Origin of the sequence: Salinicola endophyticus, assembly GCF_040536835.1 — a bacterium.
GTDB classification, from domain to species: Bacteria; Pseudomonadota; Gammaproteobacteria; order Pseudomonadales; family Halomonadaceae; genus Salinicola; species Salinicola endophyticus_A.
Map to the genome: position 1 here is coordinate 2,248,765 of NZ_CP159578.1, position 25,226 is coordinate 2,273,990.

At 64.7% G+C, this 25,226-nt stretch carries 26 protein-coding genes; 14 read left to right on the forward strand and 12 right to left on the reverse strand.

What is annotated here, in order from left to right; genetic code table 11:
• Window positions 1-33: 33 nt before the first annotated feature.
• Genes ABV408_RS10170 through ABV408_RS10180 form a run of 3 tightly spaced genes read right to left on the reverse strand, consistent with a single transcriptional unit; the run spans window position 34 to window position 2,546 of the window.
• A complete protein-coding gene (locus ABV408_RS10170; RefSeq protein WP_353978864.1) occupies window positions 34-735 on the reverse strand; it encodes a pseudouridine synthase in 702 nt (233 codons plus the stop codon).
• Between the two features lie 30 nt (window positions 736-765).
• Window positions 766-1,713: a magnesium/cobalt transporter CorA gene (gene corA / locus ABV408_RS10175; protein WP_035473287.1), complete on the reverse strand. Its 948-nt coding sequence runs from the start codon at window positions 1,711-1,713 to the stop codon at window positions 766-768.
• Window positions 1,710-2,546: an amidohydrolase gene (locus ABV408_RS10180; protein ID WP_353978865.1), complete on the reverse strand. Its 837-nt coding sequence runs from the start codon at window positions 2,544-2,546 to the stop codon at window positions 1,710-1,712. Before ABV408_RS10180 ends, corA begins: the two co-directional genes overlap by 4 nt.
• 111 nt (window positions 2,547-2,657) lie before the next feature.
• Between ABV408_RS10180 and rarD the strand changes: the two genes are divergently transcribed.
• Window positions 2,658-3,596, forward strand: coding sequence for an EamA family transporter RarD (gene rarD / locus ABV408_RS10185; protein WP_353978866.1), 939 nt, complete (start codon window positions 2,658-2,660; stop codon window positions 3,594-3,596).
• Window positions 3,597-3,747: 151 nt separating this feature from the next.
• Here rarD and fliE read toward each other — a convergent pair whose 3' ends face one another.
• Window positions 3,748-4,071 (reverse strand): flagellar hook-basal body complex protein FliE, encoded by a 324-nt coding sequence (gene fliE, locus ABV408_RS10190; RefSeq protein WP_285952535.1) that lies wholly within the window; start codon window positions 4,069-4,071, stop codon window positions 3,748-3,750.
• A 318-nt stretch (window positions 4,072-4,389) separates the two neighbouring features.
• On the opposite strand from fliE, the gene fliF reads away from it, so the two are divergent.
• The 13 genes from fliF to fliR all read left to right on the forward strand — a co-directional run bounded on the left by fliF (window position 4,390) and on the right by fliR (window position 16,148).
• Window positions 4,390-6,234: a flagellar basal-body MS-ring/collar protein FliF gene (gene fliF / locus ABV408_RS10195; RefSeq protein ID WP_353978867.1), complete on the forward strand. Its 1,845-nt coding sequence runs from the start codon at window positions 4,390-4,392 to the stop codon at window positions 6,232-6,234.
• Window positions 6,235-6,239: 5 nt separating this feature from the next.
• The gene (gene fliG / locus ABV408_RS10200) at window positions 6,240-7,226 is read left to right on the forward strand and encodes a flagellar motor switch protein FliG (protein WP_405049943.1); all 987 of its coding nucleotides are present in this window, start codon (window positions 6,240-6,242) and stop codon (window positions 7,224-7,226) included.
• Window positions 7,213-8,001 carry a flagellar assembly protein FliH gene (locus ABV408_RS10205; RefSeq protein WP_353978869.1) on the forward strand — a complete coding sequence of 263 codons (789 nt, stop codon included), beginning with the start codon at window positions 7,213-7,215 and terminating at the stop codon, window positions 7,999-8,001. The genes fliG and ABV408_RS10205 overlap by 14 nt, the downstream gene beginning before the upstream one ends.
• The gene (gene fliI, locus ABV408_RS10210; RefSeq protein WP_405049944.1) at window positions 7,994-9,397 is read left to right on the forward strand and encodes a flagellar protein export ATPase FliI; all 1,404 of its coding nucleotides are present in this window, start codon (window positions 7,994-7,996) and stop codon (window positions 9,395-9,397) included. Before ABV408_RS10205 ends, fliI begins: the two co-directional genes overlap by 8 nt.
• Before the next feature lie 180 nt (window positions 9,398-9,577).
• Window positions 9,578-10,027 carry a flagellar export protein FliJ gene (gene fliJ, locus ABV408_RS10215; RefSeq protein ID WP_353982226.1) on the forward strand — a complete coding sequence of 150 codons (450 nt, stop codon included), beginning with the start codon at window positions 9,578-9,580 and terminating at the stop codon, window positions 10,025-10,027.
• A 99-nt stretch (window positions 10,028-10,126) separates the two neighbouring features.
• Window positions 10,127-11,590: a flagellar hook-length control protein FliK gene (locus ABV408_RS10220; protein WP_353978871.1), complete on the forward strand. Its 1,464-nt coding sequence runs from the start codon at window positions 10,127-10,129 to the stop codon at window positions 11,588-11,590.
• Between the two features lie 194 nt (window positions 11,591-11,784).
• The gene (gene fliL / locus ABV408_RS10225) at window positions 11,785-12,267 is read left to right on the forward strand and encodes a flagellar basal body-associated protein FliL (protein ID WP_353978872.1); all 483 of its coding nucleotides are present in this window, start codon (window positions 11,785-11,787) and stop codon (window positions 12,265-12,267) included.
• A gap of 17 nt (window positions 12,268-12,284) precedes the next feature.
• Entirely contained in the window at window positions 12,285-13,292 is a 1,008-nt protein-coding gene (gene fliM, locus ABV408_RS10230) for a flagellar motor switch protein FliM (RefSeq protein ID WP_353978873.1), read from the forward strand.
• A complete protein-coding gene (gene fliN, locus ABV408_RS10235) occupies window positions 13,285-13,836 on the forward strand; it encodes a flagellar motor switch protein FliN (RefSeq protein ID WP_353978874.1) in 552 nt (183 codons plus the stop codon). The genes fliM and fliN overlap by 8 nt, the downstream gene beginning before the upstream one ends.
• The gene (fliO, locus tag ABV408_RS10240; RefSeq protein WP_353978875.1) at window positions 13,833-14,276 is read left to right on the forward strand and encodes a flagellar biosynthetic protein FliO; all 444 of its coding nucleotides are present in this window, start codon (window positions 13,833-13,835) and stop codon (window positions 14,274-14,276) included. Before fliN ends, fliO begins: the two co-directional genes overlap by 4 nt.
• Entirely contained in the window at window positions 14,273-15,040 is a 768-nt protein-coding gene (gene fliP / locus ABV408_RS10245) for a flagellar type III secretion system pore protein FliP (protein WP_405049913.1), read from the forward strand. The genes fliO and fliP overlap by 4 nt, the downstream gene beginning before the upstream one ends.
• A gap of 39 nt (window positions 15,041-15,079) precedes the next feature.
• Window positions 15,080-15,349 carry a flagellar biosynthesis protein FliQ gene (gene fliQ, locus ABV408_RS10250; protein WP_035473267.1) on the forward strand — a complete coding sequence of 90 codons (270 nt, stop codon included), beginning with the start codon at window positions 15,080-15,082 and terminating at the stop codon, window positions 15,347-15,349.
• 7 nt (window positions 15,350-15,356) lie between these two features.
• Entirely contained in the window at window positions 15,357-16,148 is a 792-nt protein-coding gene (gene fliR / locus ABV408_RS10255; protein WP_353978876.1) for a flagellar biosynthetic protein FliR, read from the forward strand.
• Window positions 16,149-16,302: 154 nt separating this feature from the next.
• Here fliR and flgL read toward each other — a convergent pair whose 3' ends face one another.
• From flgL to flgE, 8 genes are all read right to left on the reverse strand, one after another.
• Window positions 16,303-17,508: a flagellar hook-associated protein FlgL gene (gene flgL, locus ABV408_RS10260; protein WP_353978877.1), complete on the reverse strand. Its 1,206-nt coding sequence runs from the start codon at window positions 17,506-17,508 to the stop codon at window positions 16,303-16,305.
• An 86-nt stretch (window positions 17,509-17,594) separates the two neighbouring features.
• Window positions 17,595-19,226 carry a flagellar hook-associated protein FlgK gene (gene flgK, locus ABV408_RS10265; protein ID WP_353978878.1) on the reverse strand — a complete coding sequence of 544 codons (1,632 nt, stop codon included), beginning with the start codon at window positions 19,224-19,226 and terminating at the stop codon, window positions 17,595-17,597.
• A gap of 152 nt (window positions 19,227-19,378) precedes the next feature.
• Window positions 19,379-20,416 carry a flagellar assembly peptidoglycan hydrolase FlgJ gene (flgJ, locus tag ABV408_RS10270; RefSeq protein ID WP_353978879.1) on the reverse strand — a complete coding sequence of 346 codons (1,038 nt, stop codon included), beginning with the start codon at window positions 20,414-20,416 and terminating at the stop codon, window positions 19,379-19,381.
• Window positions 20,416-21,543: a flagellar basal body P-ring protein FlgI gene (locus ABV408_RS10275; RefSeq protein WP_353978880.1), complete on the reverse strand. Its 1,128-nt coding sequence runs from the start codon at window positions 21,541-21,543 to the stop codon at window positions 20,416-20,418. Before ABV408_RS10275 ends, flgJ begins: the two co-directional genes overlap by 1 nt.
• Before the next feature lie 5 nt (window positions 21,544-21,548).
• Window positions 21,549-22,262 (reverse strand): flagellar basal body L-ring protein FlgH, encoded by a 714-nt coding sequence (locus ABV408_RS10280; RefSeq protein ID WP_353978881.1) that lies wholly within the window; start codon window positions 22,260-22,262, stop codon window positions 21,549-21,551.
• Window positions 22,263-22,278: 16 nt separating this feature from the next.
• Complete coding sequence (flgG, locus tag ABV408_RS10285) at window positions 22,279-23,061, reverse strand: flagellar basal-body rod protein FlgG (RefSeq protein ID WP_353978882.1); 783 nt, start codon at window positions 23,059-23,061, stop codon at window positions 22,279-22,281.
• A gap of 40 nt (window positions 23,062-23,101) precedes the next feature.
• Window positions 23,102-23,863 (reverse strand): flagellar basal body rod protein FlgF, encoded by a 762-nt coding sequence (locus ABV408_RS10290; RefSeq protein WP_353978883.1) that lies wholly within the window; start codon window positions 23,861-23,863, stop codon window positions 23,102-23,104.
• A 72-nt stretch (window positions 23,864-23,935) separates the two neighbouring features.
• Window positions 23,936-25,153, reverse strand: a complete 1,218-nt coding sequence (gene flgE, locus ABV408_RS10295) for a flagellar hook protein FlgE (protein WP_353978884.1) — start codon at window positions 25,151-25,153, stop codon at window positions 23,936-23,938.
• Between the last annotated feature and the right edge of the window lie 73 nt (window positions 25,154-25,226).

Consider the following 25,226-nt stretch of genomic DNA (forward strand, 5'->3'; position numbering starts at 1 on the left):
ACAACCCAGCCCACCGACGCAGGAAGATGTGACCTAGAAGGCCGCGATCTCCTCCGGACGTAGATGCCGGCATTCACCGGGTTCGAGCATTGGGTCGAGGCTGAGCGGGCCGATCGCCTCGCGATGCAGCGAGGTCAGCGGATAGCCCACCGCCGTCATCATCCGCCGCACCTGGTGATAGCGCCCCTCGGTGACGCCGATCAGTACCTCGTGCGGACCCACCCGCTCGAACGTCGCCGGCCGGGTCGGTTTCTCTTCCCCTTGCAGGGTGATCCCCTTTTCGAACTGCTGCGCCACCTTGGCTGCGACGCTCTCCGACATCGCCTCGGCGATCTCCCCGCGGTAGCGTTTGACGCAGGCTCGGTTGGGCGAGGTCACGCGGTGGGTCCATTGGCCATCATCGCTGATCAGCAGCAGGCCCGAGGTGTCGACATCCAGCCGCCCTACCGGGTGCAGGCGCTCGATCTGCTCGATCTCGATCAGGCTCATCACCGAAGGATAGTGGGCCGGGCGCAGAGAACACTCCACCCCGACCGGCTTGTGCAGCATCAGGTAGCGCCAGCCGACCCGCGCCAGCGGCGCCCCCTGCCAGCGGATGTCCTGGGTATCCGAGACCTGATACGCGGCATCGCGCACGGTCTCGCCATCGACGCTGACTTCCAGCTGACGCAGGGCACGCTTGGCCTGGCTGCGCGTCAGCTCGGTGGCTTCACTGAGAAATCTGTCCAACCGCATGAATTCGAAACATTCCTTGGGGCAGCGGGCTTAGAGCCAGCCGCGATACTTGAAATAGAGATAAGGCGAGACCCCTGACAGCGCCATCAGCCCGATCGCCAACGGGTAACCGAAGCTCCAGTCGAGTTCGGGCATCACGTGGAAGTTCATACCGTAGATGCTGGCAATCATGGTCGGCGGTAGAAACACCACCGAGGCGATCGAGAAGATCTTGATGATCTGGTTCTGCTCGATATTGATGAAGCCCTGGGTGGTATCCATCAGGAAGTTGACCTTGTCGGACAGGAAGGTGCTGTGCGACATCAGCACCTCGACGTCCTGCAGCGCCTCCTTGGCCTGCTCCTGCAGCTCGGCGTGATAGCGCAGGTGACGAATGAGGAAGTAGAGCGAGCGCTGGGTATCCATCAAGCACAGGCGGATCTTGCCCACGCTATCCTCGACCTTGGCCAGTCGATCGATCGCCTCTTCCAGATCGGCATCCTCGATCTCCAGCACCATATGGCTGACCTGCTCGAGATCGCGGTGCATGTCCTCGATACTGTCGGCGAGGTTCTCGACCTTCTGCTCGAACAGCGTAACGATCAGCGACTGCGGCGAGTGGGCCTCGGTCTGACCGCGCCGCGCACGCAGCCGGAACAGGCGAAAATCGGCCAGGTCATCTTCACGCAGCGAAAGCAGGCGCTGCGATTGCAGAATGAACACCACAGTGTTGGTCTGATGCTTGCCCTCATTGCGTGATAGAAACAGCGAGTGCACGTGCAGGCCATCGGTATCGGTGAAGAAGCGCGCCGATGATTCGATCTCCTCGATATCGGTATTGGCCGGCAGCTCCTCGGCGAGGAACGGCTTCAGCGCCTCGCGATCGTCGTCATCGAGATCATAGGCATCGATCCAGTTGGCCTCCAGCAGGCGTTCGGCGATGGGGCCTTCGCTGAGCTCTTGAAAATCGTTCTGGTCGAGGCGAAAGGTTCGGATCATTGCCCATCCTTACTCTGCAGGTCATCGTCGAAGTCGGTCAACGCAAAGGCATCTGCGTCTCTCCAGGCGGGGAAGGTATCGCGAAACGATGACAGTGCCGCTGCCGACAGGGTCACCGTCTCGACGAAAGGTGTCTCGGGAGGATGATCCACCAGCGGGTCGCCCTTGAAGTCCACGGCCAGGGAGTCGCCACTGTAGGCCAGACCGTTGCCGTCCTCGCCGATGCGATTGACGCCGACCACATAGCTCAGGTTCTCCACTGCCCGCGCCTGGAGTAGTGTACGCCATGGGCGCCGCCGGGGCGCCGGCCAGTTGGCCACGCACAGCAGCAGATCGTATTCGAAAGCCTCGTCATGGGGCGGCTGCTGGCGCAGCCAGACCGGAAAGCGCAGGTCATAGCAGACCGCGAGCAGAATCCGGAAGCCGCGATACTCGACCACTCGGCGCCGGCCACCGGCGGCGTAGTAGCGCGGCTCTTCCCCCATCCGAAAGAGATGGCGCTTGTCGTAGGTCAGCGTGCGGCCTCCGGGCTCGGCCCACACCATGCGGTTGTAGGCACACCCGCCCTCGTTGATCGCCAGACTGCCGGTGATGGCGCAGCCGCGGGCCCGTGCCTGCTGCTCGAGCCAGGCCAGGGAGGCGCTCGACTCTGCGGGCTCGGCCAGCGCCGCGGCGTTCATGCTGAAACCGGTGGCGAACATCTCGGGCAGCACGATCAGGTCGGTCTGCGTCGAATCCAGCGCCCCCATCCGTGCCTCGAGCAGTGCCCGGTTGGCCGCCGGATCCTCCCACTGGAGCTCCGTCTGTATCAGCGTGACGCGCAGATCGCTCATGGGTATCTCCTTGTTCGTGGCGGGATTCTGGAACCATTTTCGCACCCGAAGCGCGCCGCGGACATGATAGATTACCGAGCCGTCATATCGAACAGCCAGAGAATCACCGCCATGTCAGCCGCCCACCGTTCCGCACCGACATCCGCGACGCCAACCGAGAGCGCTACCGCGCAGCGTCGCGAGGCGCGCCGCGGCGTTGGCTTCGGGCTGGCCGCCTACGGTATCTGGGGCTGTTTTCCGCTGTTCTTCGCCTTGTTCGACGGCGTGCCGGCGGGAGAGATACTGATCCACCGCATTCTGTGGTCGTGCCTGTTCCTGGCCCTACTGATCACCCTGATGCGGCGCTGGTCACCAGTGCGGGCAGCCTTCCGCCAGCCCCGCCGGCTGCTGCCGGTACTCGGTTGCGCGCTGTTGATCGGTCTCAACTGGGGGCTCTACATCTACGCAGTCGAGAGCCAGCACGTGCTCCAGGCCAGCCTGGGCTACTTCATCACCCCACTGGTCAACGTCGCCCTCGGCATACTGATACTCAAGGAGCGGCTGAGCCGCTGGCAGGGCGTGGCGATCACCCTGGCCCTGATCGCGATTCTGATCCAGCTCGTGGTGCTGGGCCGTCTGCCCTGGATCAGTCTGGCACTGGCGGGCAGTTTCGGCACTTACGGCCTGCTGCGCAAGCAGGTCCCTCTCGACGGTCTCTCGGGGCTGTTCGCCGAAACCACCCTACTGCTCCCATTCAGCCTCGCAGCCCTGGCCTGGCTGGTGGGCCAGGATGCCTCACACTTCGGCATCGCACTGACCAACACCACCCTGCTGGTGGTCAGCGGCGTGCTTACCACCCTGCCGCTGCTGGCTTTTGCCGGTGCCGCTCGGCGCCTGCGCCTCTCCACCGTGGGCTTTCTGATGTACATCAATCCGACGCTGCAGTTCGCACTGGCGCTGTGGGTGTTCGGCGAACCCCTGTCGCTCCCGCAGTTGACCACCTTCGTGCTGATCTGGGTGGGCCTGGCCTGCTATTCGCTCGACGCCTGGCGGGGAAGAAGCACCCGCTGACACCGGTACGCGCCACGACGATACGCGACAAGCCGGCCGTCCAACGCAAAGCGCCCACCGCTGAAACCAGCGGCGGGCGCCATGGTAGCGCGTGAATAGCGCTAGGGTGTGTACGAAAAGTCGCCGAGCGCAGGCAGTTTTCGTGCAGGGCCTAGATCTGCATGCTCATGACATCTTTATAGGCAGTCACCAGGCGGTTGCGCACCTGCACGCCCATTTCGAAGGAGACGCTGGCCTTCTGCATATCGATCATCACGTCGTTCAGGGCGACGTCGGGATCACCGGCCTGAAACGCCATCGCCTGCTGGTTGGCGCTCTGCTGCATTTGGTTGATCCGCCCGATCGAGGCCTGGAGCTCGCCGGCGAAGCTACCGGGCTGATCGGGAGCGGCCGCAGCACCGGCACTCTGCCCGGCGGCCTGGTTAGACAGCGCCTGCATCTGCTGCAGCGCAGCCTGAATGGCGGGAACACTCATGCGGATTTCCTGTAAAAGGGTTGCCTGATGACAGAGACCCGATCGGCAGCGCCATGGCACCACACGATGGATGGGACGCTCGCAGACTAGCAGCCAGGGTCGCCACGCCATTGCGCTAAATGCGCGCGAAAACAGCGGCTTTTCCCGTCTTCGGGGTTTACGTTCAAACACATAATGGCTGCCATCACACATATGCCCCCGGAGCGGGGCCCGTGCTCGCCAGCCGGGCCGCGCTCCGGGACGAGCAGTCCGCGATGCAGGGAACGGAAAAAACCGTATGTCGTCGAGTCAAATCACGGTCGCTGAGCGGGGCGCGGCATGAGCACGGCCACGTCGCCCAACGACACTCAGGCAGCCGGCGCGCAATCAGCACGTGCCGGCGCCGCGCAGAAGCCCGGTCGCGACTGGCTGGGCAAGCTGCAGGGTAACCCGCGTATCCCCCTGATCGTCGGCGGCGCCGCCGCACTGGCGATCATCGTCGCGCTGCTGCTGTGGGCGCGCGCGCCCGATTACCGGGTGCTCTACTCGACCCTCACCGACGCCGACGGCGGACGGATCATCACCCAGCTCGATACCATGGGCGTGCCCTATCGCTTCAGCGAAGGCGGCCAGGCGCTGCTGGTACCGGCCGACCAGGTGCGTCCGCTGCGCCTCAAGCTCGCTGAACAGGGGCTGCCCCAGGCCAGCGGCGTCGGCTTCGAGCTGATGGACGACCAGGCCTTCGGCATCAGCCAGTTCGCCGAGCAGGTCAACTACCAGCGCGCCCTGGAGGGAGAGCTTGCCCGCACTATCGCCACCCTCGGCAGTGTCGATCGTGCGCGAGTGCACCTGGCCATGGCCAAGCCGTCGGTATTCGTGCGCGAGAGCCAGCCCGCCAGCGCCTCGGTGGTGATCGACCTGCAGCCCGGACGCGTGCTCAGCCCCGGCCAGGTCAACGCAATCGTGCACATGGTCTCGAGCAGCGTGCCCGAGCTCGCTACCGATGCCATCACCGTGATCGACCAGAACGGCGACCTGCTGACCCGGGAACAGGGCGATGGCACGCGGCTCGACGGCACCCAGCTCGACTACGTGCACAATCTGGAAAAGACCTACGCCGAGCGCATCGAAGCGATCCTCGCCCCTATCGTCGGCGCCAAGAACGTCAAGGCCCAGGTGACCGCCCAGGTCGACTTTGCTCAGCGCGAACAGACCGCCGAGCGCTACGCACCCAACCAGGCCCCCAACGAAGCCGCCGTGCGCAGCGAGCAGAACAGCGCCTCCTATCAGAGCGACGCCGATCTCGCCATGGGCATCCCCGGCGCCCTGAGCAACCAGCCCCCAGGCACCGCGGCGTCGCCGATCAACGCCCCGGGCACCCAGGCCAATGGCAATGCCGGCAATGACAATACCGGTAACAACGCTGCCAACAACGCCGACAATAACAATGGCAACAATGCCGGCAATAATAATGGCAACAACAATGCCGGCCAGGATCAGACCACCCAGAACGCCAACGCCCGGACCGGGCAGGTACGCCGCGACAGCACCATCAACTACGAGGTGGATCGCACCGTCGAGCACGTCAAGCAGCACAGCGGCGCCATCGAACGCCTGTCGGTGGCGGTGGTGGTCAACTACCGTGAGACCACCGGCGAGGATGGGCAGACCCAGACGGTCGCCCTGAGCGACGCCGAAATGGATCAGATCCGTGGTCTGGTGCGTCAGGCCATGGGCTACTCCCAGGCCCGCGGCGACGACCTCGCGGTGGTCAACAGCCCCTTCCAGACCAGCGAGCCGACCTTCACACCGCTGCCCTGGTGGCAAGCGCCGGAAATCTGGAGTCTGGGCAAGAGCGTGCTGAAGTACCTGCTGGTCGCGCTGGTCGCCATGTTCCTGTGGTTCAAGGTGGTCAAGCCGCTGATCCGGCGCCAGACTCGCGACGCCCAGCCCGCCGCCTTCAATGCCCCCTCAGGCGTCTCGGGCGCAGCGGGTGCCGCCAGCTATCAGCAGGTGAGCGAGGCCGGCGGCGACGACGAGCCCGCTCCCGTCAATTCGACTCGCGAACGCAGCCGGCGTCGCTCCTCCGGCTACGAGCAGGATCTCAAGGACGCGCGTGAGATCGCCCAGGAGGATCCGCGCCTGGTGGCGATGGTGGTCAGAAGCTGGATGGAAAAGCCATGAAGGAAATGAATGGCGCCCGGCGCGGCGCGATCCTCCTGCTCTCGCTCGACGAGGACAGCGCGGCCGAGGTATTCAAATACCTCTCCTCGCGCGAGGTGCAGGAGATCAGTCAGGAGATGGCCCAGCTCGGCCAGGTATCGCACCAGGACATGGCCGATGTGCTGCGCGATTTTCACAACGAGGCCGAGCAGTTCACCGCCATCAACCTGCACACCAACGACCACATCCGTTCGGTGCTGACCAAGGCGCTCGGTAGCGAGCGCGCCAGCAGCCTGATCGAAGACATCCTGGAGAGCTCCAACACGGCCTCCGGTATCGATTCGCTCAATCTGATGGAAGCCTCGATGGTGGCCGAGCTGATCCGCGACGAGCATCCGCAGATCATCGCCACCATCATGGTCCACCTCGAGCGCGGCCAGGCCGCCGATATTCTGGAGCTGTTCGATGACAAGCTGCGCAACGATGTGATGCTGCGCATCGCCACCTTTAGTGGCGTACAGCCGGCGGCGCTGCAGGAATTGACCGAGGTACTCAGCTCGATGCTCGACGGCACCAATCTCAAGCGCAGCAAGATGGGCGGCGTGAGAACTGCCGCCGAGATCCTCAACCTGATGAACTCTTCCCAGGAGGAGCAGGCTATCGACGTGGTCCGCGCACACAGCGAAGACCTGGCCCAGAAGATCATCGACGAGATGTTCCTGTTCGAGAACCTGCTCGACATCGACGACCGCGGCATTCAGCTCATCCTGCGCGAGATCGAGACCAACTCGCTGGTCATCGCCCTGCGCGGCGCGGAAGAGGCACTCATCGACAAGTTCACCCGCAACATGTCCCAGCGCGCGGCCCAGCTCATGCGCGAGGATATGGAGAACCGCGGCCCGGTGCGCCTTTCCCAGGTGGAGAACGAGCAGAAAGCGATCCTCGGTGTGGTGCGGCGCCTGGCCGACTCCGGCGAGATCGCTCTGAGCGGTGGCGACGATGGCTACGTCTGATCGACGCCGCGGCAGTCGCCTGGGTGCCGACGGCGAGCGCTGGCACCGCTGGCAGATGGGCGATCTCGAGCGCAAGCGATCGGCGGCGCCCGGCGACAGCGGCCGTGCCGAGCCCGCAGAGCCCCATCAGCAGGACGCCAAGGCGGCCGCGCTGCGTGCCGAGGCGGAGCTTGCATGCAACGAGGGCTATGCAACGGGCCATGCCGAGGGGCATGCGGAAGGTTACCGTGACGGCTACGCCGAGGGTCTGGCGGCCGCCAATGCTGCCGCCGAGCTCGAATTCCACAAGCGGGTGTCACTGCATCTGACACCGCTTGCCGGCCTCGCCGAGAGTTTCCGTGAGGCGTTGGCGCAGCTCGATGACGAAACCGCCAACCAGCTGGTCGAACTGGCGCTGATCACCGGCCGCCAGCTGGCTGGCGAGTCGCTGGCCGCCAATCCCGACCATATCCTGAGCGTGGTGCGCGAACTACTAGAGGCGGACCACAGCCTCAACGGCAAGTCGCGCCTATGGCTGCACCCAGACGACCTGACCCTGGTCAGCTCGGCGATCGGTGACACTCTCGAAGCCAGCGGCTGGGAGTGCTGCGCCGATCATGCCCTAGAGCGCGGCGGCTGCCGCGTGACCAGCGCCAGCGGCGGCCTGGACGCCAGCCTGGGCACCCAGTGGAAGGCGATTCTCGACCAGCGCCGACGACGCCAACCACCCTCGCCGGACGCCACTGGCACGCCCGATACACCCAGCGAGTCGGATGCCACAGATGGCGATGCGTGAAACCGAGGTCTCTCCTGCTGACGTAGCGCGCCACCGGCAGCACTGGCAACAGACGCTGGAGAAGGTGCGCCACCGCGTCGAGGCACTGTCACACTATCGCCACGAAGGACGCATCACGCGTGCCACCGGGCTGGTGCTGGAGGCGGTAGGTCTGCGCCTGCCACTGGGCAGCGCCTGCCTGATCGAGCTCTCGGGCCAGGGTGACGAACGTTTTGCCGAAGCCGAAGTAGTCGGCTTTGCCGGCGACAAGCTGTTCTTGATGCCGCTGGCGGACACCAGCGGGTTGCTGCCCGGCGCGCGGGTACTGGCGCTGAGCGGCAACCGACTGGACATCGCCAGTGCACGCCGCTTTCCCCTCGGCGACGGGCTATTGGGACGCATCGTCGATGGCAACGGGCGTCCGCTCGATACGCGTGGCCCGCTCGATCTCACCCCCCACGCGCCGCTGGAAACACCGCCGATCAACCCCCTGGCCCGAGCGCCGATCGACACCGCCATCGACGTGGGTATCCGTGCCATCAACGGGCTATTGAGCGTCGGCCGCGGTCAGCGCATGGGGCTGTTCGCCGGCTCCGGGGTGGGCAAGAGCGTCCTGCTGGGCATGATGGCGCGCTTCACCAACGCCGACGTCATCGTGGTCGGCCTGATCGGCGAGCGCGGCCGTGAGGTGCAGGACTTCATCGAGAACATTCTCGGCGAGGAGGGGCTGGCACGCGCGGTGGTGGTGGCCGCACCGGCGGACACCTCCCCGCTGCAGCGCATGCAGGGGGCCGCCTACGCCACCCGCCTGGCCGAGGATTTCCGCGACCAGGGGCGCAACGTGCTGCTGATCATGGACTCTCTCACCCGCTACGCCATGGCCGCGCGCGAGATCGCCCTGGCGATCGGCGAACCGCCGGCGACCAAGGGCTATCCGCCATCGGTGTTCGCCAAACTGCCGGGGCTGGTCGAGCGTGCCGGCAACGGCAAGCGCGGCGGCGGCTCGATCACCGCCTTCTACACCGTACTCACCGAAGGCGACGATCAGCAGGACCCCATCGCCGACTCGGCGCGCGCCATCCTGGACGGCCATATCGTGCTCTCGCGAGCCCTGGCCGAGAGCGGCCACTACCCGGCGATCGACATCGAAGCCTCGATCAGTCGCGCCATGCCGGCGGTGGTCAGCGGCAAGCGACTGCGTCAGGCGCAGCGCTTCAAGCAGCTGATCTCGCGCTACCAGCGCAACCGCGACCTGATCAACGTGGGTGCCTATGTGAGCGGTCAGGACCCGCAGCTCGATCGCGCGGTAGCGCTCTACCCGCGGCTGGAGGCCTTTCTTCAGCAAGGAATGGACGAGATTTCCGACATGGCACACACCCTGGCCGAGCTGGACCGCCTGCTACCCGAGACCGACTAGACCAGAGGATAGGGCTGGGCCCGAATTCGCCCCGAGCCGATCTCCTCGCATGCCGAATAGCTGCCCTCGGCGCACGCTTATCGAGGCTTTGCCCTGGCCAGATGTGGACCACAATGGCATTCGGTCACGGCTCTCTCATCGCGTGACGTCCGGATCACGGAGGTACAGATTTTGGCCAACATGCAAGCCATGGCGATGCTGCGCGATCTCGCGCGAGACAGCAGCGACAAGGCGGTCAAGGATCTGGGTCAGCTGCAGCGCCAGCGCCAGGAGGCCGAGACGCGCCTGGAGCAGCTCTTGCAGTACCGCGAAGAGTATCAGCACAAGCTCCACACCAGCCTGACCGAAGGCGTCTCCTCGACCCAGTGGCGGGACTTCCAGCAGTTCCTGAGTTCGCTCGACAGCGCCATTGCCCAGCAGCGCCGGCTGCTCAGCGAGCAGGAGTCTCGGGTCGAGAGCGGCGTTACCCGCTGGCGTGGGGAACAGCGCAAGCTCAACGCCTACGACACACTCTACGCCCGCGGCGAGCGTGATCAGCTACAGCACCACGCCCGCGCAGAACAACGACACAGCGACGAGATGGCAGCCCAGCTGCGTCGGCGTCAGCAGGATAACGGCCGCCCCTACTAGCCGATGGTTGGATTGGCGGCAATCAGGCGGTAGCGGGGCATTGAGCCCGACACTTACAGCGAGATGACGACGCGCATGGACGTGACACCGATTCCCCGTATGACCGCTGCAGGCGACAAGGCAGCAAACGCCAAGTCGAGCGGCGAGGCATCGTCGTCGACGAGCTTCGCCGTGGCGCTGACCCAGGCCGGCGCTAAGCCCCGCTCGCCGTCGGACGCTGGCGCGGCCGGCAGCCGCGAGGCGCGCCCCGATGCCGCCCGCCTGACCGACGACACCCGCGCTCGACTGCCGGCAGAGCTGGTTGATGCCCTCGCCAAGCTGGCACTCGAGGAGACGCCCAGTGCCAATGGCGACGACGTTGCCGAGACGCTGAGCGGACTGCTCACCAAGGCCGCCGGCGGCAGTGAAGATGGCATTATCGAGGCGCTAAGCGCATTACGCGAGAGCACTAGCGATGCTAGTGGTAACGACATTGCCGAGGCGCTAACCGGCGCGGGCGGTAACCAGGAAGGGACCACCGAGCAAGCCGATGCGCTGACACTGGCAGCACTGTTCGCCGGCCTGCAGCCACTTAGCGCCAATGCCGATTCGCGCGCGCCGGCGGAGGCCCGTGACGGGCAACGTCTGACGCCAGCAACCCTGCCATCGAGTGGCCCCGCAGGCTCGGCCAACGTGCTGGCCTCGGCCATCGGACTCGCCACTCGCGACCTCGGCGGTCAAGCCCCCGCCGACGACCGCGAGACGGCACGTGCCAGCGCACGCGCGCTGTCGTCCGCACTGGACGCTACGGCGGCCCAGCGCCATGGCGACACCCTGGCCCAGCGCGACGCGCAGGCTCGCGGCGAGTCGCCACTCGCCGCTCTGCTCACGCGCTCAGCGGCGGGGCATCAGGCCTCGACCCAGGCACAGGCCACCGCCACTACGGACGCCCCTTTGACCGCGGAGCAGCTGGCCGCACGCGCCCAAACTGCGCCCCAGGGGGTAGAGCTCTCCTCGCTGAGCCGCGGTCATGGCGCTTCCACCGAGGCCACTGCGGGCTTTGCCGGCCAGTTGCAGCAGCAGAGCGGCTCACCGCTGGCGATGCCCACCAGCACCGCTCCCGCGGCCGTGCCGAGTCAGGCCCTGCCAGTCGCGGTTCAGTCGCCCCAGTGGCCCGCCTCGCTGGGTCAACAGGTACTGCAGATGCAGCAGCGCGGTGACAGCCAGATGGAATTGAAGCTGCACCCCCGCGAGCTCGGCGCTCTGAGCGTCAGTCTGAATGTCCACGACAATCAGGCCCAGCTGCAGATTCTCTCCGCGCACGCGCCGGTACGCGCGGCTGTCGAAGCCGCCCTGCCGCAGCTGCGTGAGGCGCTGGCCCAGAGCGGCATCGCCCTCGGGGAAGCGATGGTCGGCGATCATGGCCAGTTCCAGCGCGAACAGCAGGAAGGCGACGGCCGTGGCACCCCGGGCGGCGCGCTCAACGCCACCGGGCTGGCCAGTCTCGACGAATCGGCCGACGCCGCCACCACCACGCTGAACACGCTGCTCGGGGCCCGCGGCAATATCAACCTTTATGCCTGATCCGCACTGCCGATAATACGGGGGCCGGCACTCGCCGGCACCACCCTTGCTGTCGTGCGGTTCACGAGGGGCCGACCACCGTCTGAAAGGCGCAGTTAGCGCAAAGGATGGGGCCCTTTTCCGGCAATGACCGGGCACCACGACAGCGCATAATCCGCTGCAACTTCCCAGGGTTTCTATTCATGGCAGAAGCAATGGCTGCACCTCAAGCCGCGCCGCGCAAGAAGCGCTCGCGCCTGATCATCGGGCTGTTGATCGTGCTGCTGGCCGCCGCCAGCTCCGCCGCGATCTACTTCTTCCTCCACTCGCGTGGCGATGCCGAGCAGACCGCCGCCGTCGAGGAGAAGCCGGCCGAGCCGCCGACGCCGATCTTCGTCACCATCGCCCCGTTCACCGTGAACCTGCAGAGCGACTACGGCGACCGCCTGCTCTATGTGGGGCTGTCACTGCGCGTCGGCGATCAGGCGACCAGCGATTTCCTGGTTCAGCATATGCCCGAGATCCGCAGCCGACTGCTGATGCTGCTGTCAGGCAAGAGTGCCGACGAGCTGATCAAGCCACAGGGCAAGATCGAACTGAAGCAGGAGATTCTGGGCCTGTTCGACAAGCCGATCACCACGCCGCAGCCCGAGCTGTCGATCGACGACGTGCTGTTCTCCGATTTCATCGTGCAGTAAGCGGCGCCAGGTTACCCATGTCCCAAGACGATTTGCTGTCGCAGGAAGAGATCGACGCCCTCCTCAATGGCGTCAGCGGCGACGACGACAAGCAAGCCGAGGAGGCGCCCAGTGAGAAGCGCGCGCGTCCGTTCGATCCAGCCAATCAGCACCGGATCATCCGCGAACGCCTGCAATCGCTGGACATCATCAACGAGCGCTTCGCGCGCCTGTTCCGTGTGGCGCTGTTCAACCTGATCCGGCGCAGCGCCGACATCACGGTGTCCGGCGTGCGCTACCAGAGCTACAGCCAGTTCGCGCGCAATCTGCCGGTTCCGACCAACCTCAACCTGATCAGCCTCAAGCCGCTGAAGGGCACCGCCCTGCTGGTCTTTCCGCCCAGCCTGGTGTTCATGGTGGTCGACAACCTGTTCGGCGGCGATGGGCGCTTCCCGACCAAATCCGACGGGCGTGAGTTCACCGCCACCGAGCAGCGCATCATCCAGCGTCTGATGTCGCTGGCGCTGGAGTGCTACGGCGATGCGTGGAAGTCGGTCTACCCGCTGGAGATCGAGTACATGCGCTCGGAGATGCAGGTGCGTTTCGCCAACATCACCAACTCGCCCAACGAGATCGTGGTCAACAGCACCTTCCACCTCGAGGTGGGCAACCTGGCCAGCGACTTCAATATCTGTATTCCGTTCTCGATGATCGAGCCGATCCGTGACGTGCTGTCGAGTCCGATCGGCGTGTACGGCAGCAACGACGCCCAGTGGGAGTCGCGCATGGCCGGCGAGATCCGCCAGACCGAGGTCGAACTGATCGCCGACTTCACCGAGGTCGACGCCACTCTCGGCGAAGTCATGGCACTGGAAGTCGGCGACGTCCTGCCCATCGACCTGCCGCAGACCCTCGACGTGCGGGTCGACGGCGTGCCGGTCATGGCCTGCGAATACGGCACGCGTCAGGGCCAGCGCGCTCTGCGCGTCAAGCATCTGATCGACCATGGTACCTACTCCGCCATGAAGGACTTCGACAATGAGTGACGACAAAAAGCCCGGCTCTCCGGCCGACGACGCCAAGCCGCAGGATGAGCAATCCCAGGCGGAGACGCAGGAAGACGCCGAGGATCTCTGGGCTGCCGCCATGGCCGAACAGGGCGTCGAGCCCGAGCCCGAGCCGGAACCCGCCCCCAAACCGACACCGCGGCCGGCGCCCAAACCGGCCAAGCAGGAGAAAAAGGATAGCGACAACGCGGCCTTCGTCAGCGCCGCCGACGAGCGCACGATGTTCCAGTCGTTCGATGAAGGGGGCCCGTCCCACTCGACCCGCGATCTCGGCGTGATCATGGATATCCCGGTGAAGCTCTCGGTGGAGCTCGGACGCACGCGGATCACCATCAAGCAGCTGCTGGAACTCGCCCAGGGTTCAGTGGTAGAGCTCGACGGCCTGGCCGGGGAGCCGATGGACATCCTGATCAACGGCTACCTGATCGCCCAGGGCGAGGTCGTGGTGGTCGACGATAAATACGGCATCCGTATCACCGAGATCATCACTCCCTCCGAGCGCGTGCAGAAACTCAACCGATGAAGGAAGACGTCGTGCACCAGGCCGAACCACTGGTCGGCGGTGCCAGCAACGACATCGGCCTGCTGATGATGGGCAAGACCGCCGTCTCGCTGCTGGTGGTCGTCGCCATCATTCTGCTCTGCACCTGGTTACTCAAGCGCCTCGGCACCCAGCGCCGCGGCGGCGGCAAGCACCTGCGTGTAGTCGCCAGCACCTCGGTAGGCCAGCGCGAGCGCGTGGTCATCGTCGAGGTCGAGAATCGCTGGCTGGTGCTCGGCGTGGGCGGTGGCCAGGTCACCAAACTCGACACCCTGGACTCACCGCCAGTGCCGCCGCCGGCCCCCGAGGGTCCAGCAAGCCCGCCACTCACCGGCAGCTTCGCCAGTCGCCTGCGCCAGGCGATGCAGCACAACCTGCGTCAGTCACGCCCAGCGCGCCAACGCCGGGAGGACGAGTCGTGAACCTGCACCGCCGTCTGCCTGGTGTCGCCCTCGCGCTGACCGCTGCCGCCCTGCTGCTGGCGCCAGCGACGCAAGCGCTGGCCCAGACCCTTCCGGGTATCGTCAGCGAGCCGCTGAGCGACGGCGGGCAGCGCTGGTCGCTCAGCCTGCAGACGCTGCTGTTCCTGTCGTCGCTGGCGTTCCTGCCCGCCCTGCTACTGATGATGACCTGCTTCACCCGCATCATCATCGTGCTGGGGCTGCTGCGTACCGCCATGAGCACGCAGTCGTCACCGCCGACCCAGGTGCTGATCGGCCTGGCGCTGTTCTTGACCTTCTTCGTGATGTCGCCGGTACTCGATCGCGTCTACCAGGACGCCTGGCAGCCATATGCGGCCGAGCAGATCTCGCTGGAGCAGGCGCTCGAGCGCGGCAGCCAGCCGATCCGTGAATTCATGCTGGCGCAGACCCGCAAGAGCGATCTGGCGATGTTCGCGCGAATCGCCAAGGTCGGTGAGATGCAGGGGCCGGAGGACGTACCGATGCGTATCCTGGTACCCGCCTACGCCACCAGCGAGCTGAAGACCGCGTTCCAGATCGGCTTCACCATCTTCATACCGTTTCTGATCATCGATCTGGTGGTCGCCAGCGTGCTGATGTCGCTGGGGATGATGATGGTGCCGCCGGCCACGATTTCGCTGCCGTTCAAGCTGATGCTGTTCGTGCTGGTGGATGGCTGGCAGCTGCTGATCGGTTCGCTGACTCAGAGCTTCTACATGAGCTGACACGCACGGTCACTGCCGTGACCGGCCCGGAGGTGTGCAATGACGCCCGAAATGGTTATGAGCCTGGCCTACCAGGGGATGAAACTGACGCTGATGATGGCCGGCCCCCTGCTGCTCACGGCACTGCTGATCGGTCTGCTGGTGAGCCTGTTTCAGGCCGCGACCCAGATCAACGAAATGACGCTGTCTTTCATCCCCAAGATCCTCGGCGTCTTCACCGCGCTGATCATTTCCGGCTCGTGGCTGATCCAGCTGCTGAGCAACTTCACCATCGAGCTGCTGACGAATATCCCGCAGATGGTCAACTGACAGCGGCATGATCGATATCACCAGCGCCCAGTGGCAGGCCTGGCTCCAGCTCTTCGGCTGGCCCAGCGTGCGCATCCTGGCGTTCCTGGCCGCCTCACCGATCTGGAGCTGGTCGAGCGTGCCGCGCCAGTTCAAGCTGCTGTTCGGTGTGGCCATGGCCTTCGCCATTGCGCCGTCGCTGCCGCCGATGCCCAACGTGCCGCTGTTCTCGCTGGAGAGCGTCGGCATCATGCTGCAGCAGATTCTGATCGGTGCCGCCATGGGCCTGGTACTGCGGATCATGATCGCGGTGGTGATCAACGCCGGCGAATACATCAGCATGCAGATGGGCCTGGGCTTCGCGACCTTCTTCTCGCCAGATTCAGGCACCAACACCATGGTGCTGTCGCGCTTTCTGGAAATGATCACACTGCTGATGTTCCTGGCCATGAATGGCCACCTGATCACCCTCGAGATCCTGGCCTGGACCTTCGAAGTGCTTCCGGTGGGTGCGACATCGATCGATGCCAGCTTCGCCGAAACACTGGCACGCTGGGGCGGCACCATCTTCACCTCGGGGCTGCTGCTGGCCCTGCCTGTGGTCGCCTCGCTGCTGCTGATCAATCTGTCGCTGGGGATTCTCAACCGCGCCTCGCCGCAGCTGACGATCTTCTCCATCGGCTTCCCCATGACCCTCACCGCCGGCCTGGCGATGATTCTGGCGTTGACGCCCAACCTGGGTGGCTTCCTGAGCGACCTGTTCGAGCACCAGCTGCAGTTCATGCAGGGCATGATCGAACAGATGGCCGGTACTGGCTGAGATCCCCTTCGCCCCTTCGGCGCTACTTGACCCACTTAGGCACGACTTGACTTGACAACGTCGATCGAAAACGCTGACGCCCGGCTGCGAAGTACTTCGCAGCCGGGCGTCGTGTTTGGGTTCGTCGAGCCAGATAACGGTATACCGGTGTTCGTCAAACCAGGTCGAACAGCGAAGTACCCTGGAGATTCATGAACGACTTCTGAGCCGCCTGCAGCCCGACCTGACGCAGCACGTACTCGGAGACCGCCGAGTTGTAGTCGAGATCGATCAGGTCACTCTTGGTCTGGGTATAGGCGACATTGCGATCATTACCCACGGTATCCAGTACGTCGAGCTCGTTGAGACGTGCCCCGACGGATGCACGTACGGTCAGCACGTTGTCCAGCGCGTTGTCCATCTCGCGACTGGTGGTGGAGAGCGTATTGGTGAAGGCTGCCTGAGCCTGATCGGAATCGATCGGGGTCTCCAGCACACCGAGCATCTTCTCGAGCGCGCCGAAGACGTCGGGATTCATGTTCTGGGCGCGCCCCATGGTGAGCGTATCACCGTCCGCCGGACGCCCCTCGAGCTTGAGGCGCACGCCACCGATCTCGATCGCACCGCTCTTGCCGTCGTAGGTACCGCTGCCGCCCGGGCCACCGCTCACGTTGTAGTCGTAAGTACCATCACCGTTGTCACTGAAGCTGATGTCGAAGGTACTGCCATAGCCGTTCGCCGTGCTGTCGATGATCTCGGGGCCGGTGAAGGTGAGCGAGCCGCCATTGCCGTCCCCCGCCCGCGCCAGATAGCCGGCACCGCTGGCCACGCGCTGAAATACCTCGTCGCCGGTATTACCTACCGCCATCAGGCGTGACGGCCCGACCTTCTGCTCGCGCCCCTCGGTGGCCCCCTGATAGCTGATGCCACCGCTGGTCTCGACAAAAGGCGCCGCGCCATCCTTGTAGCCGCCGAAGAGGTAGTTGCCGCTGCCATCGGTGGCATTGGCCTGCCCCACCAGCGCCTCGTAGACACCGCGCAGCTCGGTGGCCATGGACTGGCGGGCAGCATCGTTCAGCGTGCCGTTGCCGCCCTGTACCAGCAGCTCCTTGGCCCGACTCAGCGCGTCGGTCACGCTATTGAGTGAGCTCTCTTCTTGGCTCAGCGCGTTGCGCGCGGTGATACGGCTGTCCGACTGTTGATTGTTGGTCGCCATCGACTGCGAAACGCCGACCGCACGCGCTGCCGCCTGGGGGTCGTCCGACGGGCGCACGACGCGCTTGCCGGAGGCGATCTTCTCGCCGATCTCCATGAACTGGCCCTGCTGCCGGTTCATCGAACTGACACTGCGCTCGAACATGATGACGGTGCTGACGCGCATGACACTCTCCTGACTGGGTGCCCGCGGCGGGCACGCGCTTGGTCGATTCGATACGCGGCCTTCTCCCGGGGGCGAAGGCCAGAGGCTTAACTTCTCAGGCCGAGAATCGTGTCGAGCACCGAAGTGCCGGCGTCGATGATCTTGGCGTTGGCGGTGTAGTACTGCTGATAGCGCAGCAGGTTGGCGTACTCTTCGTCCAGGTTGACCCCGGAATCGGCCTGCTGATAGCTGTAGAGCTGATCCGCCAGCCCCTGCTGAGTGGTGAGATTGGCATTGACGATCGCCGACTGATTACCGACGTCGCTGACCAGCGCAGCGTAGGCGCCGCTGAACGTGGCCTGCCCGCCCACCTGCTTCTGGTTCTGCAGATCCAGCAGCTTGAGCGCATTGCCATTGTCGCCACTGCCACCGTTGGCGCTGGCCGCCGCCGCAAACAGGCTGGTATCGGTGAAGGCGATCTCGAAGCCCGCCGCGGCATTGCGCGTCGGCTGTACCAGGAAGGTATCGCCGTCTGCCGGCGTGCCGCTGGGCGTGACCGAGACGCCGCCGAAGACCAGATCACCGTCCGCATTGGTCGCGATGGTCGAGGTCTCGCCGCTGGTCAGGTTCTCCAGCTGATAGTCGTCGCTGGCGCTCTGATAGGTGAGGCGATAGTCGTCAGCGCTCACCGGCGTCGCGTCGCTGTAGCTGGCACTCATAGTCACGTTGGAGACATTGCGCGTATTCGCCTGGGCAGCGGGAGAACCGATCGAGAAGAAGGCCTGACCCGGATCGCCGTCGAGATCGAAGCCCTGCTCCTGCACCGCATTGAAGCTGGTCGCCAGGCTGGCGGCCAGCTGGCCCAGCTTGTTCTGCGCGCCGTCCAGTGTGTCGTCACGGAAGCGCAACAGGCCGCCGAGCTCACCGCCCTGAATCACGGAGGCATTGAGCTGACGCACGCCACCGGTGGCGTTGCGGTAGCCGATCGCCTGATTGGCGCTGTCCTCTTCGCCGGACATGGCGCGCAGCTGATAGCTCTTGTTACCCGCTACCAGCGGCAAGCCATTGGAGAGCGATACCTGATAGGTGGAGCCGTCCTGGATGGTCACATCGACATCCACCAGCTTGCTCAGATCGCCGACCAGCTTGTCGCGCTGATCGAGCAGCGCATTGGGCTCTTCGCCAGTCTTGGCCCGTGCCAGGGTGATCTGCTTGTTGAGATCGGCGACCTGACCGCTGAGATCGTTGACCTGGGAGACGACGCTACCGATCTGACCGTTGACGCCGTCACGCATGTCCTGGAGGTAGGTATCGAAGGCGCGGAACTGTGCCACCATGCTCTGCGCCGTCCCCAGCACCCCCTCACGAGCCGCCGCGTCCGACGGCGAGCCGGAGAGATCCTCGAGACTGGAGAAGAACTTCTGCATCAGCGTCGTGAGCCCGGAGTCGCCATCCGCCAGCAGGTCATCGACCTGGTTGATCTGTTTCTGATAGGTCTCGAGCGCTGTCTCGCGGCTGTTGGCCTGATTGAGCTGGCCACTGATATAGGCGTTGTACTGGCGCTGAACGCCGTTCACCTGAACACCAGTCCCCATTTCGCCGCTGCTGGCGTTCTCGCCGAGCTGGACCAGCTGACGGTTGTAGCCATCGGTATAGACGTTGGTGATGTTGTTACTGGTGGTGGAGAGCGCGGACTGCGCCGCCCCCAGACCACTCAATCCAATCGAGAACAGGCTCATGTCGAATCCCTGTCAGATGCCATGCTGCATGGCGAGTTGCAATCACGTTGAGATCTTTATCGGCGCCAGCGCAACGCGCTTTAACGTTACGGTCGTTGATTTCGCAATGTTTTGTAATCGGCCTCGCCGGCACCAGACGCTCGACATTCGGCTCAGAACAAAGTGGTCGGCGCCCGCGCCAGCGAGTAGGGGTCGGAGGCAGCGGCAAGCGTCGGCTCGGCCGATACCGGGGCGAGATCGCCAAACTGGCCGATGATCCGATTGAGCTTGTCGGCATAGTTGGGATCGGTGGCGTAGCCGGCTCTCTGGATGGCATGGGCTGCCTGCTGCGGCGATCCGGCTGCGACCACGTTGCTATAGCGCGGGTTGTCACCGATCAACGCTGCGTAGTCGGCAAAGGCATCGGCGTAGGAGTCGTAGACGCGGAAGCGATCCACGGTCTGGATCGGGCGACCATTGACGTACTCGGTGGTGGCGATGTCAGTGGTCTTGCCCTGCCAGGCACTCCCCGCCTTGATCCCGAACAGGTTGTGACTGTTGCCACCGGATTCCGTAGGAATTTCCCGTTTGCCCCAGCCCGTCTCCAGCGCGGCCTGCGCCAGGATCAGCTCGGCGGGCACGCCGGAAGCCTGCTCGGCGCGCTTGGCCGGCGCCGCCAGTTTGGCGAGGAAGTCGGCAACATGTGCGGCGCGTCCGGCGAACTGGGTCGCAGCGCCGGCCACACTGGCCGCCGACGTCGCGAGCTGATCCGCGGCCGCGCCAGGCGCCACATCGCCCGCCACCGGTGTGCGCAGCGCATTCGTCAAGGGTGTGGGGATACCGCGCGGAATGCCGGCGATCAGCTTGCTGATATCCTCCTGCTGCGGGCGGGCCGGCTGGGTACCGGGCAGGCCGCTACTCTCGAGCTGCGTCACCAGCTGTTCGGCCAGGCCGAAGCCCTTGCCGGCCAGCTGCTGGGCCCACTGCTGGTCCTGCATCGACTGCAACATATCGCCCTGCTGGCTGTGCAGCAGATCCGACTTGGGGGTGGCTTCGCGCATGCTCTTGAGCATCATCTGCAGGAAGACCGCTTCGAACTGCTTGGCGGCCTCCTTCAGACTGCCTTGAGGCGAATGCCCGGCACTGTACTTGAGCTTCTGGATACCCTGGACATCCAGCGCGAACTGCGACGAGAGGTCGTTGCCGGTCATCAGATGATCTCCAGTTCGGCGTTCAGCGAGCCGGCGGCCTTGAGTGCCTGCAGGATCGACATCAGATCCTGGGGCGAGGCACCCAGCGCATTCAGCGCATTGACCACGTCCATCAGGTCGGCACTGGTCTGCACTATCTGCAGCGCACCGCCCTCCTGCTGCACGTTGATGCTGGCGTTGGGCACGATCGCCGTGGTGCCACCGGAGAGCGCATTGGGCTGGCTGACCTGCGGATTCGAATCGATCACCACCGAGAGATTGCCGTGGGCGACCGCCGCGCGATTGAGCGTCACCGTATCCGACAGCACCACCGAGCCGGTACGCGAGTTGACGATCACCTTGGCCGGCCCACGATCGGCGGTCACGTCGACCCCCTGAACCCGCGCCAGGAAGTTGACCCGGGCATTGGGGTCCGCCGGCAGCTGCAGCCGCACGGTGCGGCCATCCAGCGCCGCGGCGACCGGCGCGCCGAATTCCTGATTGATCGCTGTCACCACGCGTCGCGCATTCTCGAAGTCGGAGCGCTTGAGGAACATGTCGAGAGAACCATCGGCGGCCCCCAAACGTACCGGTACCTCCTGCTCGACGAGACCGCCACCCGGGATGCGCCCTGCTGCCTGATGGTTGATCGCCACGCTGCTGCCTCCGGCCTGAGCGCCGACGCCGCCGACGTAGACGTTGCCCTGGGCCAGGGCATAGACACGGCCGTCGGCCCCTTTCAACGGGGTCATCAGCAGGGTCCCGCCACGCAGGCTGTTGGCGTTACCCACCGAGGAGACGGTGACATCTAACTCCTGTCCCTGGCGCGAGAACGGCGGCAACTGGGCGGTGACCATCACCGCTGCCACGTTGCGCAGCTGCATGTTGGTGCCGGCCGGAACGGTCACGCCGAGCTGCGACAGCAGATTGACGATGCTCTGCCCAGTGAATGGCGCCTGGGTGGTCTGGTCACCGGTGCCATCGAGGCCGACCACCAGACCGTAGCCCACCAGCGGGTTGTCACGTACGCCGGCGAAGTTGGCCAGATCCTGAATCGGCTGGGCCTGGACGCTGGCAGTGGCTACCAGCGTCGCAACGAGGAGCAGCCAGCGAGAGAGACGAGTGCGGCAGCGGGATAGCAGTGTCATAAGCATCAGAACGGCGCGATATTGAGGAAGAAACGCTGCAACCAGCCCATGGTCTGCGCCTCGTTGATGTAGCCATCGCCGACATACTCGATACGGGCATCGGCTACCTGAGTCGACTGCACGGTGTTGGAACCGCTGATCGAGCGCGGATTGACCACCCCGGAGAAGCGGATGTACTCGGTGCCCTGATTGATCGCGATCTGCTTCTCGCCACGCACCTTGAGATTGCCGTTGGCGAGCAGATCGTAGACCGTCACCGTGATGGTGCCGGTGAAGGTATTGTTGGCGTTGGCCCCCCCCGACCCGTTGAAGACATTACTGCCCTCCACATCGGTACCGTAGTCCTCGAGCACGCTGAGCGGGCTTGGCACCTGGTTTACCGTCAGGCCGATGGTGCCGTCGCGCGAGGCTTGCGCCGCAGAGCTCTTGCTCGCGCTCACCTGCTCGTCGAGCACGATGGTGATGATGTCGCCGACCTGGCGCGGGCGCCGATCCTCGAACAGCGGCTGGAAGCCGAAGCGCGCCTGATAGATCGAGCCGTTGGCCTGGGACGGTGGCGTCGAGGGAATTTCGACAGGCGACGAGTTCTCGACCACCGAGTGGCGCGGTATCTGAGCACAGCCGCTCATACCCACGAGCAGGCAGAGCAGCACGACACGGCGGCTGCGAAAGCCGCCTTCGGTCAGCAGCCGCCAGGTGCGCAACAGCAAAGATCCCATGAATGCTTGGCCTCGGTTACAGCTGGCTCAGACGCGCGAGCATCTGATCGGAGGTCTCGACGGCCTTGCTGTTGATCTCGTAGGCGCGCTGGGTCTCGATCATGCTGACCATCTCCTCGACCACGTTGACATTGGAGGTCTCCACGTAGCCCTGATAGACCGTACCGGCGCCTTGCAGGCCCGGGGTCAGGCTGGTGCTCGGGCCGGACGCATCGGTTTCGAGATAGAGGTTCTGGCCGATGCTCTGCAGACCGGTCGGGTTGATGAAGGTGGAAACCATGATCTGACCCACCTGATTGCTCTGCGAGGTCCCCGGCTGGGTGACCGAGACCGTGCCATCCTGGGCCACGCTGATCGACAGCGCGTTCTGCGGAATGGTGATCGGCGGATCGACCGGGTAGCCACCAGCGGTCACCAGCTGGCCGTTCTGATTGACCTGGAAGCTGCCATCGCGGGTGTAGCCGGTGGTGCCATCGGGCATCTGCACGGCAAAGAAACCCTTGCCGTTGATCGCCAGATCGCGCGAGTTCTCGGTATTCTGCAGACCACCCTGGGTATGCAGACGCTCGGTGGCCACCGGGCGTACCCCGGTACCCACCTGCATGCCGGAGGGCAGCGTGTCGACGACCGAGGACTGGGCGCCGGGCTGGCGCACGTTCTGATAGAGCAGGTCCTCGAACACGGCGCGCGAGCGCTTGAAGCCGTTGGTCGAGACGTTGGCCAGGTTGTTGGAAATGACGTCCAGCTTGACCTGCTGTGCTTCCAGGCCGGTCTTGGCGGTCCAGAGTGATTTGATCATGATGGCATTCTCATAGTCGTGAGCTCGGCACCGAGCGGGCTCAGGTCAGCGACAGCAGGCTATTGGCACGCTGCTCGTTTTCGTCCGCGCTCTCGATCATCTTCATATGCATGTCGTAGCGGCGGGAAGAGTCGATCATCGAGATCATCGCCTCGGTGGGCGTCACGTTGCTGCCTTCGAGCGCACCGGGAATCACCCGCAGGGTATCGTCCGCCGGTACCGGATTGGCGTTCTGCTGCCCCGGCGGCGGAGTCATGCGGAACAGGCCGTCTTCACCGCGGACCAGGTTCTCGTTGCCCGGGGCCACCAGCTTCAGTTTCGCCAGCGGCGCAATGGAGTCCGGGTTCTGGCCCGGCTCGAGCACGCTGATCGAGCCATCCGCCCCGATGGTGACATCCGCCCCCACAGGGATCACGATCGCCTGACCGTTGTCGCCCATTACCGGGTTGCCGAGCGAGGTCAAGAGCCCGGTGGCATCGACCTGCAGGTCGCCGCGGCGGGTATAGGCTTCACCGCCACCCGGCGGCTGCACCGCCAGCCAGGCATCGCCCTGCAGCGCCAAGTCCAAGCTGCGCCCGGTGGTGCTGATGTTGCCCTGGGTGAAGTCGGACCCCGGCGTGGTCATCATCGACGCCACGCGGGTCGGCAGACGCGCCTCACCCTCGATCGGGACGGCGCGCATCGCCATCAGCTCGCCGCGGAAACCCGGGGTCGAGACGTTGGCCAGATTGTTGTTGACCACCGCCTGCTGCGCCATGGTCTGGCTGGCGCCACCGCCGGCTGTGTAGAGAATACGGTCCATCTTGAGGCCCTCGGCAGGGCCGGCGTCACTGCACGCTCAGGCGTGCAGTGATCGGCCGACGTATTGCTGACATCAACGCAGGTTGACGACGGTCTGCAGCACCTGGTCCTGCGTCTTGATGGTGTTGGAGTTGGCCTGGAAGTTACGCTGGGCGATGATCAGATCGACCAGCTCCTTGCTCAGATCGACGTTGGAGGCTTCCAACGTGCCCGATTGCAGGGCTCCGAAGGAGCCGCTGCCAGCCACGCCCACCACCGCCTGACCGGAGGCGGTCGTCTCCTGCCACAGGTTGTCACCGATCGGTTTGAGCCCCTCGACGTTGGCAAAGTCCGAGAGCACCACCCGGCCCAGGGCAACGCTCTGGTCGTTGGAGTAGCTGCCACGAATCGTGCCGTCCTTGTCGATACTCACCCCCACCAGCTGGCCGGCGGCATAGCCGTCCTGGTTGGGGGAGTTGATCGCATAGGACTGTTCGGTCTGGGTGGAGCCGGCGAAATCGAAATCGAAGTCCACGGCATTGGCGCCATTATTAGGATCGAAGTTGATCGCCAACGTCGAGGGGTCGTTGGTCAGGCGGCCATTGGCATCGAAGTCGAGGTTGCCGCCGCCAGCGTTGGCGACAGTGCCATCATCCAGCGCCACCCGCGAATCGACGCGCCACTCATTTTCACCAGTCTTGGTGAAGTAGAGCTGCAGGTTGTGTGACACGCCCAGCGAGTCATAGACCGTGGTCGAGGTGCTGTAGTTGAAGGTATCCGGATTGTTGGCATCGAAGTTGGCAGCGATGGTGTCGCCACTGGCATCAAGATCGATCGTCGCGGAGGCATTGGCGGTCGCCTTGGCGGTGATCGAACCACTGGGGATCTGGATCACTTCCGGCTGGCCACCGGTCGGCAGCGTCGCGGCGACATTGGGATCGTTGAAGTTGCGCACGTTGTAGCCCATCAACGTCCCACCCTGGGCGTTGGCCAGATAGCCTTCGGTGGTCATCGTCAACTGGCCGTTACGCGAGTAGCCGACCTGGTTGCCCTGCTGGAAGCGGAAGAAGCCGTCGCCGCTGATCCCCAGATCGAGGTTGCGGTTGGTGCTCTCCAGCGTGCCATTACCGAAGTCCTGCAGCACACCGGCCACGCTGGTGCCCAGACCGATCCTGCTGCTGGCGTAGACATCGGCGAACTGCACAGATGAGCTCTTGAAGCCCTTGGTCTGGGAGTTGGCGATGTTGTTGCCGATGGCGTCGAGCTGCTGCGACGCTGCGTTCATACCGCTGAGCGCTTGTGAAAAGCCCATGTTCGTATCCCTGCGTTAGCGTTGCGGGCCGATCGCCGGGATGGCGATCGAGATGCGTATCGAGAAAAGCGTG

Excerpts from the sequence above, each read along its gene's own strand:
- ABV408_RS10170 (WP_353978864.1), bottom strand. The coding sequence starts at position 735 with ATGCGGTTGGACAGATTTCTCAGTGAAGCCACCGAGCTGACGCGCAGC.
- ABV408_RS10280 (WP_353978881.1), bottom strand. The coding sequence starts at position 22,262 with ATGGGATCTTTGCTGTTGCGCACCTGGCGGCTGCTGACCGAAGGCGGC.
- fliL (WP_353978872.1), top strand. The coding sequence starts at position 11,785 with ATGGCTGCACCTCAAGCCGCGCCGCGCAAGAAGCGCTCGCGCCTGATC.
- flgG (WP_353978882.1), bottom strand. The coding sequence starts at position 23,061 with ATGATCAAATCACTCTGGACCGCCAAGACCGGCCTGGAAGCACAGCAG.
- fliM (WP_353978873.1), top strand. The coding sequence starts at position 12,285 with ATGTCCCAAGACGATTTGCTGTCGCAGGAAGAGATCGACGCCCTCCTC.
- ABV408_RS10290 (WP_353978883.1), bottom strand. The coding sequence starts at position 23,863 with ATGGACCGTATTCTCTACACAGCCGGCGGTGGCGCCAGCCAGACCATG.
- ABV408_RS10220 (WP_353978871.1), top strand. The coding sequence starts at position 10,127 with ATGACCGCTGCAGGCGACAAGGCAGCAAACGCCAAGTCGAGCGGCGAG.
- fliR (WP_353978876.1), top strand. The coding sequence starts at position 15,357 with ATGATCGATATCACCAGCGCCCAGTGGCAGGCCTGGCTCCAGCTCTTC.
- flgL (WP_353978877.1), bottom strand. The coding sequence starts at position 17,508 with ATGCGCGTCAGCACCGTCATCATGTTCGAGCGCAGTGTCAGTTCGATG.
- fliF (WP_353978867.1), top strand. The coding sequence starts at position 4,390 with ATGAGCACGGCCACGTCGCCCAACGACACTCAGGCAGCCGGCGCGCAA.
- rarD (WP_353978866.1), top strand. The coding sequence starts at position 2,658 with ATGTCAGCCGCCCACCGTTCCGCACCGACATCCGCGACGCCAACCGAG.
- ABV408_RS10205 (WP_353978869.1), top strand. The coding sequence starts at position 7,213 with ATGGCTACGTCTGATCGACGCCGCGGCAGTCGCCTGGGTGCCGACGGC.
- fliE (WP_285952535.1), bottom strand. The coding sequence starts at position 4,071 with ATGAGTGTTCCCGCCATTCAGGCTGCGCTGCAGCAGATGCAGGCGCTG.
- fliO (WP_353978875.1), top strand. The coding sequence starts at position 13,833 with ATGAAGGAAGACGTCGTGCACCAGGCCGAACCACTGGTCGGCGGTGCC.
- fliI (WP_405049944.1), top strand. The coding sequence starts at position 7,994 with ATGCGTGAAACCGAGGTCTCTCCTGCTGACGTAGCGCGCCACCGGCAG.
- fliJ (WP_353982226.1), top strand. The coding sequence starts at position 9,578 with ATGCAAGCCATGGCGATGCTGCGCGATCTCGCGCGAGACAGCAGCGAC.
- corA (WP_035473287.1), bottom strand. The coding sequence starts at position 1,713 with ATGATCCGAACCTTTCGCCTCGACCAGAACGATTTTCAAGAGCTCAGC.
- fliQ (WP_035473267.1), top strand. The coding sequence starts at position 15,080 with ATGACGCCCGAAATGGTTATGAGCCTGGCCTACCAGGGGATGAAACTG.
- flgK (WP_353978878.1), bottom strand. The coding sequence starts at position 19,226 with ATGAGCCTGTTCTCGATTGGATTGAGTGGTCTGGGGGCGGCGCAGTCC.
- fliG (WP_405049943.1), top strand. The coding sequence starts at position 6,240 with ATGAATGGCGCCCGGCGCGGCGCGATCCTCCTGCTCTCGCTCGACGAG.
- flgJ (WP_353978879.1), bottom strand. The coding sequence starts at position 20,416 with ATGACCGGCAACGACCTCTCGTCGCAGTTCGCGCTGGATGTCCAGGGT.
- ABV408_RS10180 (WP_353978865.1), bottom strand. The coding sequence starts at position 2,546 with ATGAGCGATCTGCGCGTCACGCTGATACAGACGGAGCTCCAGTGGGAG.
- flgE (WP_353978884.1), bottom strand. The coding sequence starts at position 25,153 with ATGGGCTTTTCACAAGCGCTCAGCGGTATGAACGCAGCGTCGCAGCAG.
- fliN (WP_353978874.1), top strand. The coding sequence starts at position 13,285 with ATGAGTGACGACAAAAAGCCCGGCTCTCCGGCCGACGACGCCAAGCCG.
- ABV408_RS10275 (WP_353978880.1), bottom strand. The coding sequence starts at position 21,543 with ATGACACTGCTATCCCGCTGCCGCACTCGTCTCTCTCGCTGGCTGCTC.